The 13677-nt window shown below is 64.2% G+C and carries 14 protein-coding genes; 4 read left to right on the top strand and 10 right to left on the bottom strand.

Features of this window, described 5'->3' with window-relative positions; all coding sequences use genetic code 11:
* Nucleotides 1–2: 2 nt before the first annotated feature.
* Together CW354_RS19940 and CW354_RS19935 are read left to right on the top strand one after the other, a co-directional pair.
* Nucleotides 3–1730: a Na(+)/H(+) antiporter subunit D gene (locus tag CW354_RS19940; protein ID WP_104831871.1), complete on the top strand. Its 1728-nt coding sequence runs from the start codon at nt 3–5 to the stop codon at nt 1728–1730.
* A 146-nt stretch (nt 1731–1876) separates the two neighbouring features.
* The gene (locus CW354_RS19935) at nt 1877–2299 is read left to right on the top strand and encodes a helix-turn-helix domain-containing protein (protein ID WP_207764933.1); all 423 of its coding nucleotides are present in this window, start codon (nt 1877–1879) and stop codon (nt 2297–2299) included.
* Here CW354_RS19935 and CW354_RS19930 read toward each other — a convergent pair.
* The 6 genes from CW354_RS19930 to gstA all read right to left on the bottom strand — a co-directional run bounded on the left by CW354_RS19930 (nt 2296) and on the right by gstA (nt 6268).
* Nucleotides 2296–2700, bottom strand: a complete 405-nt coding sequence (locus CW354_RS19930) for a SufE family protein (RefSeq protein ID WP_104831870.1) — start codon at nt 2698–2700, stop codon at nt 2296–2298. The genes CW354_RS19935 and CW354_RS19930 overlap by 4 nt on opposite strands.
* Before the next feature lie 43 nt (nt 2701–2743).
* A complete protein-coding gene (locus CW354_RS19925) occupies nt 2744–4213 on the bottom strand; it encodes a tetratricopeptide repeat protein (RefSeq protein ID WP_104831869.1) in 1470 nt (489 codons plus the stop codon).
* A gap of 226 nt (nt 4214–4439) precedes the next feature.
* Complete coding sequence (locus tag CW354_RS19920; protein ID WP_104831964.1) at nt 4440–4862, bottom strand: CBS domain-containing protein; 423 nt, start codon at nt 4860–4862, stop codon at nt 4440–4442.
* Nucleotides 4863–4982: 120 nt separating this feature from the next.
* Nucleotides 4983–5201 (bottom strand): tautomerase family protein, encoded by a 219-nt coding sequence (locus CW354_RS19915; RefSeq protein WP_104831868.1) that lies wholly within the window; start codon nt 5199–5201, stop codon nt 4983–4985.
* Nucleotide 5202: 1 nt separating this feature from the next.
* Nucleotides 5203–5586 (bottom strand): nuclear transport factor 2 family protein, encoded by a 384-nt coding sequence (locus CW354_RS19910; RefSeq protein WP_104831867.1) that lies wholly within the window; start codon nt 5584–5586, stop codon nt 5203–5205.
* Between the two features lie 58 nt (nt 5587–5644).
* Nucleotides 5645–6268, bottom strand: coding sequence for a glutathione transferase GstA (gene gstA, locus CW354_RS19905; RefSeq protein WP_104831866.1), 624 nt, complete (start codon nt 6266–6268; stop codon nt 5645–5647).
* Nucleotides 6269–6448: 180 nt separating this feature from the next.
* Between gstA and CW354_RS19900 the strand changes: the two genes are divergently transcribed.
* Nucleotides 6449–6811, top strand: a complete 363-nt coding sequence (locus tag CW354_RS19900) for a winged helix-turn-helix transcriptional regulator (protein WP_104831865.1) — start codon at nt 6449–6451, stop codon at nt 6809–6811.
* Nucleotides 6812–6813: 2 nt separating this feature from the next.
* Here CW354_RS19900 and CW354_RS19895 read toward each other — a convergent pair whose 3' ends face one another.
* The 4 genes from CW354_RS19895 to CW354_RS19880 all read right to left on the bottom strand — a co-directional run bounded on the left by CW354_RS19895 (nt 6814) and on the right by CW354_RS19880 (nt 12061).
* Entirely contained in the window at nt 6814–8610 is a 1797-nt protein-coding gene (locus CW354_RS19895) for a glycoside hydrolase family 15 protein (RefSeq protein WP_104831864.1), read from the bottom strand.
* Complete coding sequence (otsB, locus tag CW354_RS19890; protein WP_104831863.1) at nt 8607–9359, bottom strand: trehalose-phosphatase; 753 nt, start codon at nt 9357–9359, stop codon at nt 8607–8609. The genes CW354_RS19895 and otsB overlap by 4 nt, the downstream gene beginning before the upstream one ends.
* A 25-nt stretch (nt 9360–9384) precedes the next feature.
* Nucleotides 9385–10764 (bottom strand): alpha,alpha-trehalose-phosphate synthase (UDP-forming), encoded by a 1380-nt coding sequence (locus CW354_RS19885; RefSeq protein ID WP_104831862.1) that lies wholly within the window; start codon nt 10762–10764, stop codon nt 9385–9387.
* 262 nt (nt 10765–11026) lie between these two features.
* Nucleotides 11027–12061, bottom strand: a complete 1035-nt coding sequence (locus tag CW354_RS19880; protein WP_133162395.1) for a hypothetical protein — start codon at nt 12059–12061, stop codon at nt 11027–11029.
* 309 nt (nt 12062–12370) lie between these two features.
* On the opposite strand from CW354_RS19880, the gene CW354_RS19875 reads away from it, so the two are divergent.
* A complete protein-coding gene (locus tag CW354_RS19875; RefSeq protein WP_104831860.1) occupies nt 12371–13648 on the top strand; it encodes a sensor histidine kinase in 1278 nt (425 codons plus the stop codon).
* The last annotated feature ends 29 nt before the right edge of the window (nt 13649–13677 follow it).

Genomic DNA, 13677 nt, shown 5'->3' with positions numbered 1-13677 from the left:
AAATGACCGCGTTCTTCGAAGCCCTTCTCGCCAATCCCGCCGTCATCCTGACGGTCGGCGCCTTCGTGATTTTCTTTCTGCCGCGTCATCTCGCCTGCGCCTGGTGTCTTCTCGTCACGGCGTTCTCCGCGATCAAGCTTTATACGCTGGGGCTTGGCGAGTATGGCGCGCTGCATGTTTTCGGCGAACAACTGACCACCGTGCGTGTCGACCCCTTGTCGCGCATTTTCGCGGTGGTGTTCCACATCGCCATTGTCCTCAACGTCATTTACGCCTGGGGCCAGCGCGACAAGGCGCAGAATTTCGCCATGCTCGCCTATCCCGCCGCCTGCCTTGGCGGCGTTCTCGCCGGCGATCTCATCACGCTCTTTTTCTGGTGGGAGATGGCGGCGATCACTTCCGTCTTCCTCGTCTGGGCGCCGGGCACGCGCGTCACCTATCTCGCGGGCATGCGCTATCTCGCGATCCAGATTCTCTCGGGCGTGCTTCTCCTCGGCGGCGTCGCGCTCACCTATCGCGAGACGGGCTCCTTCGCGTTCGACATGATGGGGCTGAGGGACGCCGACGGCGCGGTGAAGATCTCCGCCCTCGTCATGTTCCTTGCCTTCGGCATCAAGTCGGCCTTTCCGCTGCTCCACAACTGGGTGCAGGATGCTTATCCAAAATCGACCCTGACGGGCGCGATCATCCTTTCGATCTTCACGACCAAGCTCGCGGTCTATTCGCTGGCGCGCGCCTTCCCGGGGACGAACGAGCTCATCTATATCGGCGTCGTGATGACGCTCTTCCCGATCTTTTTCGCGCTCATCGAAAACGATCTCAGGAAGGTCTTGTGCTATTCCATCAACAACCAGGTGGGCTTCATGGTCTGCGCCATCGGGCTCGGGACCATCAACGGCGCGGCGGGCTACGCCTTCGGCAACATCATTTTCGAAGGGCTTCTCTTCATGGCGCTCGGCGCGGCGATGCACCGGACGGGCACGTCGAAAGCGACGGAGCTCGGCGGGCTTTACAAGACCATGCCGGTCACCATGGCGCTGTGCATTGTGGGCGCGCTGTCGATTTCCGCTTTCCCGGGCACGCTCGGCTTTGTCACCAAGGGCCTGATCATCGACGGCGCGGGCGAGGCCCATCTTTTCTGGGTCTGGCTGGGGCTCCTCTTCGCCTCCGCCGGCGTTCTCGAGCATGCCGGGATCAAGATTCCCTATTTCACCTTCTTCGCGCACGATTCCGGCCAGCGCCCGAAAGACGCGCCTTTGCCCATGATGATCGCCATGGGGATTGCGGCGGCGCTCTGTCTCGGGCTCGGGATCTATCCCGATCCGCTTTACGCGCTTTTGCCCGACCAGGCGGCGATTGCGGACTATCATCCCTACACCGCCTATCATCTCATCGAGCAGTTGCAGCTCCTCCTCTGGGCGGTGCTCGCTTTCGCAATCCTCATCCTCGTCAAATGGTATCCGGCCGAAGTGCCGTCGACCAATCTCGATACGGACTGGTTCTATCGCGTGCCGGGCCGCGCGCTGATGAGCTGGGCCGCTGGTGCGTCGCGCGCAACATGGATCGCCCTATGGGGGATTTTCTCGGGCCGCGTGCAAGCGCTGATGGCGCGGGTTTACAGCGTGCACGGGCCCGAAGGCGAGATGGCGCGCTCCTGGCCGATCGGCTTCATGGCGCTGTGGACGGCGATTTTGCTGGCGCTTGTGCTCGTCATCTCCTTCATCGCCTGACGCTTTTCGCAGACGCAGCGACAATCAACCTTAACGGATGCGCCTTTAGGGCGCCGGCGGCGGCGTCCCCGCGTCCGCTTGCGGCCTTATCCTGTTCCCCGAACGAGGCCCGGTTCTTGCGCTGAGTCTCGCTTATGGGAGGCGGCATGGCGAAGAAATCGGACCGTTTTTCGCAAACCGCGCGCCGGCTGATTGCGCGCATGGCCAAAGAGATCGTATGCGAGGCCTATTCCATTCCGCATGCGGAATTGATGGCGCCGGAGCGGCGCAGCGCCGCGCATGCGCGGGCCCGCCAGGCGGCGATGTATCTCGCCCATGTGGTGGGCCAGCTGACCTTGAACGAAGTTTCCGACTATTTCGGGCGCGACCGCTCCACCGTCTCTCACGCCTGCATCAATGTGGAGGACAGCCGCGACAGCCCGGTGATCGAACTGCAGCTCGATTACATGGAGCGGCGTTTGCGCGAGCGCATCCGGAGCGCCGAAGCCGCCGGGCTTTTTTCGCGGGGGCGCGGGATTGAAAAGAAAGCCCTGGACGCCGCCATGCGCGAACAGCGGGCGATTGTTTAAGCCGCCTCGCCTGCGATCTCGCGAATGCGCTGGATCATGGAGTGCAGCCCGTTGGAGCGCTGCGGCGTCAGATGGCCGTCGAGATCGAACGGCGCCAGCGCTTCTTGCGGATCGACCGCGAGCATCTCTTTCGGGGATTTGCCGGAATAAAGCGCGATCAGAAGCGCCACCAGCCCTTTGACGATATGCGCGTCGGAATCGCCTTTCAGCGTGATCGTCCCGCCTTCAGCCTCGGCGAACAGCCAGACCTGGCTGGCGCAGCCTTTGACCTTATGGGCCTCGTCGCGGACGTCCTCCGGATAGGGCGCGAGCTCGCGCCCCAGATCGATGAGATATTTGTAGCGCTCGTCCCATTCGTCGAGGAACGCGAAATCGGCTGAGATGTCGTCGAAACTTGGCATGGGCGGGAGATAGGGGTTCAGGCGGCCTCAGGCAAGCCGGCCGCTAGTCCGCGCCTGCCTTTTGCAGGCGGGCGCCGCGATGCAGAAGGACGATGCGCGGGGCCAATTTCGCGGCCGGCATCGTCACGGTCACAGGTCTTGCGGCGACGAGTTTCGGCCACAGCCATGCGTCCGTCGCGGCCGTGAGGTCGAGGTCGCGTTCGATCGCGAAAAGGCCTCTCGGGTCGCGCTGCTTCAGCGCTTCCAGCATAGCGCGGTCCAGGGCGGGATCGTCCGAGCGCGTCCAGCGAATGAGATCGTATTCGGTGACGGCGCGGACATCGCCGCGCTCGACGAAAGGCTTTAAGCTTGCGTGGCGGCCCTCAAAGTCGCGGGCGTAGCGTTCGAGCGTCGCTTCCGCCAGCCGTCGCCGGTGGTGCTTGCGCGCATGGCCAGGCGCGCGCTCCGATTCAATCTGTATAAGGATTAGGTTGGAGTCTTTCCAGGGCAGCAGCGCCGCGTAGCGCAGCAGCTCTTCCGCCCTTTCCATGTCCGGTTCTCCCAGGAGGCCGCGCATATGGATGAGAGCGAGGGTGTAGGCCGCGGATTCCGAATTGTTGATGTCGTCCATGGGGCGCGGCTCAAGAGAACGAAAACGCAAGCCTGTTTTGTGCACTTTGATGCGCCGGCGCCTGTCGCGCGGCTTTTGGCCTTCGCGAACGGCGCGCGCCAGCCAGCGGGCGGCGGTTTTGTAATCCGGCGCGCCATCCTCGTCCGCGCCGAAAACGCCTGTGAAATAACGCTCGCCCAGCCGCGTCATGGCGGGGACAGACCCCTGCTTCGCTGCGGCCTTCAGCCAGTCTTCCCGCCTGTCGCCCTCGTACCAGAGGCCGAGCGCCTCCTGCGCGCTGACATTGCCGCCTTGCGCGGCCACAAGATAATAGCGTTCGACCTCTTCCTCGGTCAGGATGTCCCGTCCGCGGGCGTAAGACGCGAGTTCTTCCGCCGCGATCGGGTCGCCCGCATCGGCGAGTTCGGTGACAAGCCGCAGGGCTTCGGCCGGGTCTTCCTCGGTCGAGGACCGGTGTCTGGCAAGCGCATAAGCGAGCGGCGCGAGCGGATCGCCTAATGCAACGGCGCGCCGGAGCCATTTTTTCGCCGCTGCATGGCCGGGCCGTTCGACCTGGCAGCGGGGGCACATCAGCCCCTGGTTATAGGCGCCGGGGGCGTAGCCTTCGCCGGCGAGTTCGCGAAAGATCGCGCTCGCTTTGCGCGTGGCCAGAAAGCGGCTTTGCCGCGTGCCGTCAGGATCGTAAATGGCGAGATGATAGTCGATCACGGCGACGTTGTTGCGCCCGCGCGGATCGTTCTCATAGGCTGTGGTCGCATAGAAAAACCGCGCAGCCTTTAAGGCCTGGCGTTGGGTCAGCCAATCCCCGGCGCCGTTGCGCGCGTCGAACGACCAGCCGACGGGCGCCAGGGCGGCGCAAAACGCAGCCATCAGGATCAGCGAAATGGCGACAAACCGGCTCATGACCCAGCCTCTCCTGGCGGTCCCGCATGCAAGAGCGGCCGATTATCGCCGGCCGGGCTTAAGGTCCGGTGAAGCCCGCCGCGCTTGCGCCGGCGTTCGGCGCAAGCGCGGAAAGGCCTTGGAAATCCTCGATTTACGCCCGGGCGGGGAAGGTCAGACGCGGCGGCTGAAGCCAGCCTTGCGAAAGAACAGGAAGGGTCACGCCTGGCCTTCTCCGGGCCGCTCTTCAGGCCGCAGGCCGGGAGATTTCGCCCAAGGCCTCGCCGGCGACATTGGCGCCCGGCGCTTGCCGGGCCAGATCGCCGATCGCCACCATGCCCACAAGGCGCTTGTCTCTGTTGACGACCGGCATGCGCCGGACCTGCATCTCGCCCATATTGGCGGCGACGTCTTCGATGTCCTGGTCGTCGTAACAATAATAGATTTCGCCGGACATGATGTCGCCGATCTTTGTCTGCGCCGCGTCGCGGCCGTCAGCGAGGCCGCGCACGACGATGTCGCGGTCGGTCAACATGCCGACGAGCCGGTTGTTTTCGGCTATGGGGACCGCGCCGAAATCTTCATCCGCCATCAGTTTCGCGGCGTCGACGACGGAGTCGCCGGGCGCGCAATAGCGACACTCGGCGTTCATGACGTCTCTCGTCTTCATGATTTCCTCCTTTATCTTGCGGAACACGCCAGCTGCTCTTTGCGAGGCTGTTTTGCGTGTTCTTGCAAAGGAGCAACAGGCGCTGCGGCCCCCGTGTTCCTGCACCCGCTATTTTTCTTTTCAGTCTTTCCGCGCCGCCAGCTTTGCGCGGTAATCGGCGACGGGCAGGCCGCCGACGCCCCAGTCCTCCATCTCCACCTCGTCGATGACGACGAAGGTCGTCGCCGGGTTCTTGTCGAGGACGCGCGCGAGCAGGTCCGTCGTCCCCCTGATGAGCTCTGCCTTCTGTTCCGGCGTAGTCCCGCCTTCGCGGGTGATCTTGATGTTGACGTAAGGCATCTCAGCTCTCCTTTTCGATGAGATCGTAATGAAAAACTTTCGCGGCGATGCGCCATTCGCCCCTGATGCGGGTGAAAGACAGAAAGTCGGTGAAGCGTTTGCCCATCAGCGCGCAGGTGAGGACGGCGAAGGCGGTGTCGGCCCCCGCGAAACGCACGCTTTCGACGTCATACCCGTATGCGTCGCCGAGAGCCGCGGGCGCCGTGCGCTTGCGCACAACATCCATATAGGCCGGCATGTCATAAGTGAGCGGCTTTTCGCCCGAGGCGGTGTGATAGACCGCCCCGGGGTGAAAGACGGATTCCAGGAGAACGGCGTCGCCGTAATAGAGCCCGTCATAATAGCGCTTCAGCGCCTCAAGGATTTCGGTGAACGCATCCGGCATCGTTTGGGCCTGCTCTTGCGTGTCCTCCCCCGCGGGAAGCGGGGGAGGATCAAGCGCCTTACGCCGCTTGCGCCAGAAGGCCTTCGGCGGCGAGCGCGTTCGTCACCGCAGGGCGGGCTGCGACGCGTTTCACGAAAGAAACGACATTCGGCCATTTTGAAAGGTCGACATTGACGAAATTCGCCCAGTTGGCGACGACGAAGACGTAAGCGTCGGCGATGGTGAAGGCGTCGCCCGTCAGATAGGCGCGCCCGTCCGCGAGCCGGCTTTCGATATGGTCGAGACGCGTGCCGATTTTCTCGATGATGGCGTCGCGCGCCGCGCCTTCCGGGGCCGGGTCGGCGAACAGCGGCGCGAACGCCTTGTGCAGCTCCGATCCGGCGAAGTTCAAAAGCGCATTGACGCGGGCGCGCTCGACCGTGCCGTTTTCCGGCGCGAGCCCGGCGGATTGGTTTGTATCGGCGATGAATTGCAGGATCGCCGGACCCTCGGTCAGGATCTCGCCATTGTCGAGGCGCAGGGCCGGCACATACCCGTTGGGATTGATCGCCGAATAGTCTTCGCCGTTTTCCGTCGTCTTCGTCGCCGTGTCGGTTTTCTCAAGCGCGACGGCGACGCCGGCTTCATTGAGGGCGATATGCGAGGCGAGGGAGCATGCGCCGGGCTTGTAATAAAGCTTCATGAGATCGTTCCTTTTCTTTGATGGCTCCGGGGAGCGGCGCCCCGGGCCTTTTTCGATAGGCGGGCCGATTTAGGAACGGGAAGTTACTTTTGTAAACTTCATAAATTCGTGATAGTAAAGAACGAAGTTTCCTTATGGTGACCGGGTAACCCCGGCGAAACTTCGAAAGGCGGCGCGCCCATGGCCCTTAAAATCCGCAGGAATCAGAGCCCGCCCGCGCCTTACGAGTGCCCCCTGTCCGAATGCATGGCGCTGATCGGCGGCGCCTGGACGCCGAATATCTTATGGAACTTGAGCGCCGGGCCGCGGCGCTTTTCCGAGCTGCGGCACGACATGCCGCGCATCTCGGCGAAGATGCTGACGACGCGGCTGAAAGAGCTTGAAGAAAAAGGCGTCGTCGCGCGCACGGTGATGCCGACCTCGCCGCCCTCGGTGGAATATGCGCTGACGCGCGAGGGCTGCGAGCTTTTGCCCGCGATCGAGGCGATCGCTGCGGTGGGCGAGAAGCTGAAACGCAGAAAAAAGAGAGCGGCGCGCGGCTGACCCTAGACCACTTCGTCCCAGCGCGGGGATAAAAGCGCGGCGGCGTTGATGATGCCGGCCATGGAATAGGTCTGCGGGAAGTTCCCCCAAAGCTCGCCTTTCGCGACGTCGATGTCCTCGGACAAAATGCCGAGCCGCGTGCGGTGCGCGAGCACGTCCTCGAACATGGCGCGCGCCTCGTCCTTGCGGCCGATGCGCGCAAGCGCGTCGATATGCCAGAAGGTGCAGGCGGTGAAGGCGGTCTGCGGCTTGCCGAAATCGTCTTCCGCGCGATAGCGGTAGACGTGATAGCCCTCGCGCAGCTCTTCGTCGATGCGCTCGACCGTCGCCACATAGCGCGGATCTTTCGGGTCGATGAAGCCGATTTCCGCCATCAGGAGAACCGAGGCGTCGAGATCCTTGCCGCCGAAGGCGCCGGCAAAGGCGTTGCGCTCTTCGTTCCAGGCTTCTTTCAGGATCACCGCGCGCATGGCGTCGGCGCGCCCGCGCCAATAGGCGGCGCGGTCGTCGCGGCCGAGATGATCGGCGATGCGCGAAAGCCGGTCGCAGGCGGCCCAGCACATGATCGCCGAGGAGGTGTGCACGCTGGCGCGGCCGCGATATTCCCAGATGCCGGCGTCCGGCGTGTTGTAGACCGCATAGGCGCGCTCGCCCACCAGTTCGAACTGCTCGAATTCGTGCGTCCCAGCCTTGGCGAGAAGACGCTCGTCGAAAAACGCCTGGGACGCGCCGAGAATGACATGGCCGTAGACATCGTGCTGAACATGTTCGGCCGCCTGATTGCCGAAGCGCACGGGGCCCATGCCGCGATAGCCTTCGAGGTCGGTCGCGTTTTCCTCTTTCAGGTCTTCTTCCAGCGAAATCCCGTAAACCGGTTGAATATGCCCGCCCTTGGTGTGCGCGACCGTGTTTCGAAGATAAGCCAGATAGCGTTCGAGGGTGCCGACCGCGGACAGGCGGTTAAGCGCCGTCACGGTGAAGTAAGCGTCGCGCAGCCAGCAGTACCGGTAATCCCAGTTGCGCTCGGAGTCGGCGTGTTCGGGGATCGAGGTGGTCAGCGCCGCGACAATGCCGCCGGTTTCTTCATAAACGCAAAGCTTCAAGGTGATCGCGGCGCGGATGACCGCGTCCTGCCAGAGCGGCGGGGTCGCCAGCCGGCGCGCCCAGCCGCGCCAGTCCTCGCAGGTGCGCTTTTCCCATTCCGACGCCATGACGGCCGGGTTGTCCGAAAGCGATTCGTCCGGACCAAGAATAAAATGCAGCTCGTTGGCGAGCACGAATTCGCGTTGCGCCGCAACGTAGGAGACCGGCGCGTCGGTGGTGACGCGAAAGCCCGCATGATCGTTCTTGAAGCGGATATGCGAGACGCCGCGCATCGGCGCCATGTCCTCAGCCCCCAGGCCGGTCTGCGGCGTCAGGGTCACCGAGATTTTCGGCATGCCGCGCAAGGGCGTCACCCGGCGCACGACGGAGGCGGGCCGGAAGGTGCGGCCCCGGTCGAAAAAACGCGGCGCGAAATCGGTGATGCACACGGAAGAGCCGTCTTCGGCTTCGAGCACGGTTTCGAGAATCGCGGTGTTTTTGTGGTAGCGCTGGCGCGTCTTGCAACAACCGGACAGTTCGATGGAAAAAACGCCGCCGCCGCCGATGAGACGGTTGAACACCGGCTCGCCGTCGAACCGCGGCAGGCACATCCAGACGAGGTCGGCCTTTTCGTCGATCAGCGCCGCTATGGTGCCGTTGCCGATAATGCCGAGCTCAAGATTGGGCCGCCCGTTGCGGGTGATCTTTGGATTCATGAAGCCGCCGCCTCCAGCCATCGCCAAACATCGGCCGGGCCGGAAAGGCGAAAGCGCGCGCGGCTTTCTCCCGGGCCGACCTTGACGCCTTCGCCGCCCGCATCGATGGCGAAAGCAATGGCGTCTTCATCGGTTGCGTCGTCGCCTACCATGACCGGCGTCCGGCCGGCAAAAGGCGGGTTTTCCATCATCGCCGCCAGCGCGCGGCCTTTGTGGGCGCCGAAAGGTTTGGCTTCGAGCACCATTTTGCCCGATTGAAGACGATAGCCGTCAATATCGCGTAAAATTTCCGTCATGGCCGCGGCGAGCGCTTCGCCCGCTTCCGGCGCGGCGCGGTAATGCAGGGCGAGAACGCCGCCTTTTTCTTCAAGCCGCGCGCCGGACGTGTCCGCCGCGAGCCTTTTGAGGGCGTTGACGAGCAGGGCCGGGGCGGCGTGCGCGGCGCCGGCCGGGTCTTCGCCCGGCGCGCAGATATCGAGCCCGTGCCCGCCGATGCGCCACAGGCCGGCGGGCGCGCGTTTCGCGAGATCGACAATGCCGCGCCCGCTGATGACGGCGAGCGCGCCGCCGAGTTTTCCGGAAAGCGCCGTTAAAACCGCCGCGCCGCCGTCGGGCAGCCAGACCGCATCGGGATCGTCGCGCAGCGCCGTGAGCGTGCCGTCGAAATCGAGGAACAGCGCATCGCCGGGGCCCGGCAAGGGGGGCTCGGGCAAAGGCGGGCCGGGCAGGGGCGGCTTTTGGGACGTCATGATGTTCGAAACCCTGGCGCGCGGATCAGGAAAGCCCGCCCGGGGCGAGATCGGCGAGAAACTTTTCGCGCCACCACGAGACATCCTGCTCCACCGTGATGTCGCGCAAGCGTCGCCAGCGCCGCTGGCGTTCGTCGAGCGACATGGTGAGCGCGGCGTGGATGGCTTCGGCCACGTCATCCGTATCGTGAGGATTGACGATCAGCGCATCCTGCAGCTGTTCGGCGGCGCCCGCGAATTCCGACAGGATGAGGACGCCGGGGTCGTTTTCGTCCTGCGCCATGACGAATTCCTTACACACGAGGTTCATGCCGTCGCGCAAGGGCGTGACGAGGCCGACGCGGGCGATGCGAAAAAGCCCCGCGAGCTCTTCGCGCGTGTAGGAGCGGGCGAGATAGCGCAGCGGAATCCAGTCGAGATCGCCGTAATCGCCGTTGATGCGGCCCGCAAGCTGGTCGAGCTCGACCCGGAGCTCCTGATATTCCTCGACCTTCGAGCGCGAGGGCGGGGTGATCTGCGTTACCGAAACCTTGCCGCGCGTGTCGGGGAAATTGTCGAACAGCCGCCCCACGGCCTCGAAACGTTGCGGCAGGCCTTTCGAATAATCCATGCGGTCGACGCCGATGACGAGATCGCGCTGGCCGAGGAACTGGCCGATGCGCTGCGCGGCTTCGTCGGCCTTGTCCGAATGCGCGGCCTCGACAAAGCCTTGCGCGTCGATGCCGATGGGATAGGCCTTGACCGTCAGCGTATGGTCGAAGGCCTGCACGCGCCCGTCGCCGAGATCCTCGCCGCCGCATTCCTCGATGAGATATTGAATGAAATTATAACGGTCGCGCTCGGCCTGGAAGCCGACGACGTCATAAGCGCACATCGCCCGCGCGATCCAGTGATGCTCGGGCAGGGCCGCAAAAACTTCCGGCGCCGGAAAGGGAATATGGAGGAAAAAGCCGATGGGGCCTTCCCAGCCGGCGTTGCGCAAGCCGTCAGCCATTAAAAGGAAGTGGTAATCATGCACCCAGACGATGTCGCCGTTCCGGAGCCGCGGCTCGACCTGGCGGGCGATGCGCTGATTGACCGCCGCATAGACTGTAAACGCGTCGCGGTCGAACCAGGCGAGATCGATCCGGTAATGAAACACCGGCCAGATCACGCGGTTGGCGTAATTCAGGTAATAGCCGTCATGCTCTTCCTGGGTGAGGTCGGTGAGCAGGAACTCGACCCCTTCGTCATAATGAGCGTGCAAGGTGTTTGAGCGCGGGCCTTCCTCGACGATGTCGCCGCTCCAGCCGAACCATAGGCCTCCTGTGGCCTTCAGCGATTCCCAGACGGCGACCGCAAGCCCGCCCGCGCGCGCTTTTGGATCGACGGCGGTCCGGTTCGAAATGGCGACAAGGCGGCTCATTTTAGATCCCGTAGGAATTTCAGCCCGGTGAGAATTCGATGCGCGTTATCTCAAAGGCGGTGCGTCCGAAAAAGTTCCTGTGCAGCGCACAATACGCCATATTGGCGAAAATTTCAAAGAAAAGCGGCCTGCTTTTCTGCGAAAGGTTTGCAAAAGGCGAAAACAGACCGCCGGGTCAAAAAAGAGGCCGCCCCTGAAGGGCGGCCTCTTTTCCGTTCTCATCGTTGGCGCAACAATATTCCGCTTACGGAATATATTTTTATCAGCTGGCGCCGGCGCCGGCCACCCAGCCGGTGCAGGTCGCGACGTCTTTCAGCCCGTGCTCGCCGAGGCAGAACGCTTCCTCGTAAGGCGTGCGCGTCGCGGCGATGCACTGATCCAGCGTCAGCTTCGCCATGGACAGGCAGCGCTCGGATTTGGTGTTCGTCGCATAGGCCTTGACGATTTTCGGATTGAGCGAGTCGGTCGAATAGCGCGCGGCGAGAATGAGAATGCGGTCGACGATCACTTCCGCGTTCTTTTCGGTCATCTTGCCTTGCCCGGCGCCTTCGCCCCAGTCGGCGGCCCATTCTTCGTTGGCGCTGGCGAGCGAGGGCGCAAGGACGCCGTCATTCGACGCATAGGCGAAATGCGGCGCCGGCGGCGCGCCGCGCGAGGCGCCGAAAGTCGCCGCCTCTGAAATGCGCTTCTGGCTCGGGGAGATTTTCTTTTTGCCCCAGCTCGTTTTCTGCATGGCGTAGGCCTGGGTCTTGAAGGCTTCGCCAAGCTCGGTGATGCGCGCGCCGTCCTGGACGGTCATGGCGAGCACCGCCCGCACCGCCTTGTCGGCGCCCGGCAGGTTGCGCAGATAATCCGGATCCTGCGCGGCGTGCGACATCAGCCCGTCGACGCCGCCGAGCTCGCCCTTGCGGCGGTTCGGCTTTTTGCTGATTTCTTTTTCCAGGGATTTTGCGAATTCCGGCTGGTCCGAGGCGACGAGCGCCGCATAGGCGACCCAGCCCGAGGCGATTTTTTCGGGATCGTGGGCGGCGAGGCGGCGATGCGCCTCCCGGGTCACTTCGGCGTTGGTGAAGGGCATCGCCTCGATCGCGGCGACGTCCTCGCGATAGCGGATGTAATTGGCCGCTTCGCGCTCCAGCGTGTTGTCTTTCGGCTGGGCCAGCGTATCCGCGGCCACGGTGCTGGCGGCGAGGCCGGCCATCACCGCGACGATAGCGGCGTGCAGGCGCAAACTGGATCGGGGCTTGGCCCTGGGGGCGGCTTTGCCGGCGCGCATCCCCTTTAAATTACGCGACATCAAGTCATTCTCCCAAATGGCGGTCCAAGACGTGAGCCGCCACGTTATCGCCCCAATTTTTAAGACAGCGCTCATCATCCTAGCGAAATTATTATCAAATTCGACCGGTCCGCGGCGCCCATCCGAAATATTAATATTCGCCCGGGAAACCGGGCCCCGCAAAACGGCTTTTCGCCCCGAAATCCCACGATTTCCGCCAAAAAGGCGATTTATCTTTTGTTAACGACGCCTGGCGCATGGTGAAGGCGCGTTAACGAATCGGGCCGCCCGTCCTTTGCGCCGGCGGCCTTTGAACCGGGACCGGCATTCATGGGCTTTCGCCTCGCCTCACTTCTGGGTCTTCAGCCGCGCGGGCCGCAATGGCGCTCGGGCGCGGGCGATCCCGTGCTGGCGCTGAGCGCCGACGGGACGGTGCGCTCGGCGAGCCCCGGGGCCGAGGCGCTGATCGGCGCGGAGGGCGGCCTTTCCGCCCGCGCGCTCGCCGATTTCATCGCCCGGGAGGACCGGGCGGGCCTCAAAGACGCGCTGGCGCGCGCCGGCGCGGCGGAAAAAGGCGGCCCCGCCGAGCGGGTCTGCGTCCGGCTCCTGCGGCCCGGCCAGCCGCCGCTTTTCGCCGAGATTTCCCTCGCCCGGCGCGGGGCGGGCCTGACGGCGCTGATCCGCGACCGCGGGGCCGAGCTCGCCGCGGCGCGCGCCGACCGCATGGCGCCTGCCGAGGATGCGTCCTCGAAGGGCGTCTCGCCGGAGCTGCTGGCCGATCTCAGCCACGAGCTCAAAACCCCGCTCAACGCCATTCTCGGTTTCGCCGACGCCATGGAGCAGGAAACCTTCGGCCCGCTCGGCAATGAAAAATACCGGGAATATGCCGGCCATATCCGCTCGTCCGGCGGCCATCTCGCCGACCTCATCGCCGCCATCCTCGATCGCGCCAAGCTCGACGCCGGGCGCTACCAGCTCGCCCCGGCGCTCGCCGAGCCCGGCCCGCTGGCGAAGGCTTGCGCGGAGATGATTCGCGGCGAGGCGGAAAAGGCGGGGCTGACCTTGCGCGTCGAGATCGCCGAGGGCCTGCCCGAGACCATGCTCGACGCCCGCGCGGTCAAACAGATCCTGATCAATCTTCTTTCCAATGCGGTGAAGTTCACCGAGGCCGGTGAAGTCGGCCTTAAGGTCTTTGAAAAAGACGGCGTCCTTGTCTTCCGGGTTTCCGACACCGGCGTCGGCATGAGCCAGATGGCGCTCGCCCGTCTCGGCGAGCGCTTTACCGGGCTCCATAAAAGCGGCGTCCGGGGCGCGCCGGGGTCGGGCCTCGGCCTGTCGCTCGCTTTCTCGCTCGCCAAGCTTCATGGCGGCGCGCTCGAGCTTTCCTCCGCGCCGGGGGAAGGCGCCGTCGCGACGCTCTCGCTCCCCGTGCGCAAGTCGCTCGCCGACATGGCCGGCGAGGGGCTCTCCGTCGGCGGCGACATCCAGAGCCAGCTCGACCGGGTCGCGCAGTTCCGCCGCGAACGCGCGGCTCTTGCCGAAAAAGAAGCCGGCGACGATGCGCTGCCCGGCCAGGAAACCGGCAAGAACGGCCGCAGCGCGGCTTAACGCGTCTTGACGTTGACGGGTTCTGCAGT

Origin of the sequence: Hyphococcus luteus (assembly GCF_002943565.1) — a bacterium.
Classification (GTDB): domain Bacteria; phylum Pseudomonadota; class Alphaproteobacteria; order Caulobacterales; family Parvularculaceae; genus Hyphococcus; species Hyphococcus luteus.
The sequence above is the reverse complement of the archived record's forward strand: the minus strand, read 5'-3'. Positions and strand labels throughout refer to the sequence as shown.

Excerpts from the sequence above, each read along its gene's own strand:
- otsB (WP_104831863.1), bottom strand. The coding sequence starts at position 9,359 with ATGACGTCCCAAAAGCCGCCCCTGCCCGGCCCGCCTTTGCCCGAGCCC.
- CW354_RS19875 (WP_104831860.1), top strand. The coding sequence starts at position 12,371 with ATGGGCTTTCGCCTCGCCTCACTTCTGGGTCTTCAGCCGCGCGGGCCG.
- gstA (WP_104831866.1), bottom strand. The coding sequence starts at position 6,268 with ATGAAGCTTTATTACAAGCCCGGCGCATGCTCCCTCGCCTCGCATATC.
- CW354_RS19920 (WP_104831964.1), bottom strand. The coding sequence starts at position 4,862 with ATGAAGACGAGAGACGTCATGAACGCCGAGTGTCGCTATTGCGCGCCC.
- CW354_RS19895 (WP_104831864.1), bottom strand. The coding sequence starts at position 8,610 with ATGAATCCAAAGATCACCCGCAACGGGCGGCCCAATCTTGAGCTCGGC.
- CW354_RS19925 (WP_104831869.1), bottom strand. The coding sequence starts at position 4,213 with ATGAGCCGGTTTGTCGCCATTTCGCTGATCCTGATGGCTGCGTTTTGC.
- CW354_RS19900 (WP_104831865.1), top strand. The coding sequence starts at position 6,449 with ATGGCCCTTAAAATCCGCAGGAATCAGAGCCCGCCCGCGCCTTACGAG.
- CW354_RS19935 (WP_207764933.1), top strand. The coding sequence starts at position 1,877 with ATGGCGAAGAAATCGGACCGTTTTTCGCAAACCGCGCGCCGGCTGATT.
- CW354_RS19880 (WP_133162395.1), bottom strand. The coding sequence starts at position 12,061 with ATGTCGCGTAATTTAAAGGGGATGCGCGCCGGCAAAGCCGCCCCCAGG.
- CW354_RS19910 (WP_104831867.1), bottom strand. The coding sequence starts at position 5,586 with ATGCCGGATGCGTTCACCGAAATCCTTGAGGCGCTGAAGCGCTATTAT.
- CW354_RS19940 (WP_104831871.1), top strand. The coding sequence starts at position 3 with ATGACCGCGTTCTTCGAAGCCCTTCTCGCCAATCCCGCCGTCATCCTG.
- CW354_RS19915 (WP_104831868.1), bottom strand. The coding sequence starts at position 5,201 with ATGCCTTACGTCAACATCAAGATCACCCGCGAAGGCGGGACTACGCCG.
- CW354_RS19885 (WP_104831862.1), bottom strand. The coding sequence starts at position 10,764 with ATGAGCCGCCTTGTCGCCATTTCGAACCGGACCGCCGTCGATCCAAAA.
- CW354_RS19930 (WP_104831870.1), bottom strand. The coding sequence starts at position 2,700 with ATGCCAAGTTTCGACGACATCTCAGCCGATTTCGCGTTCCTCGACGAA.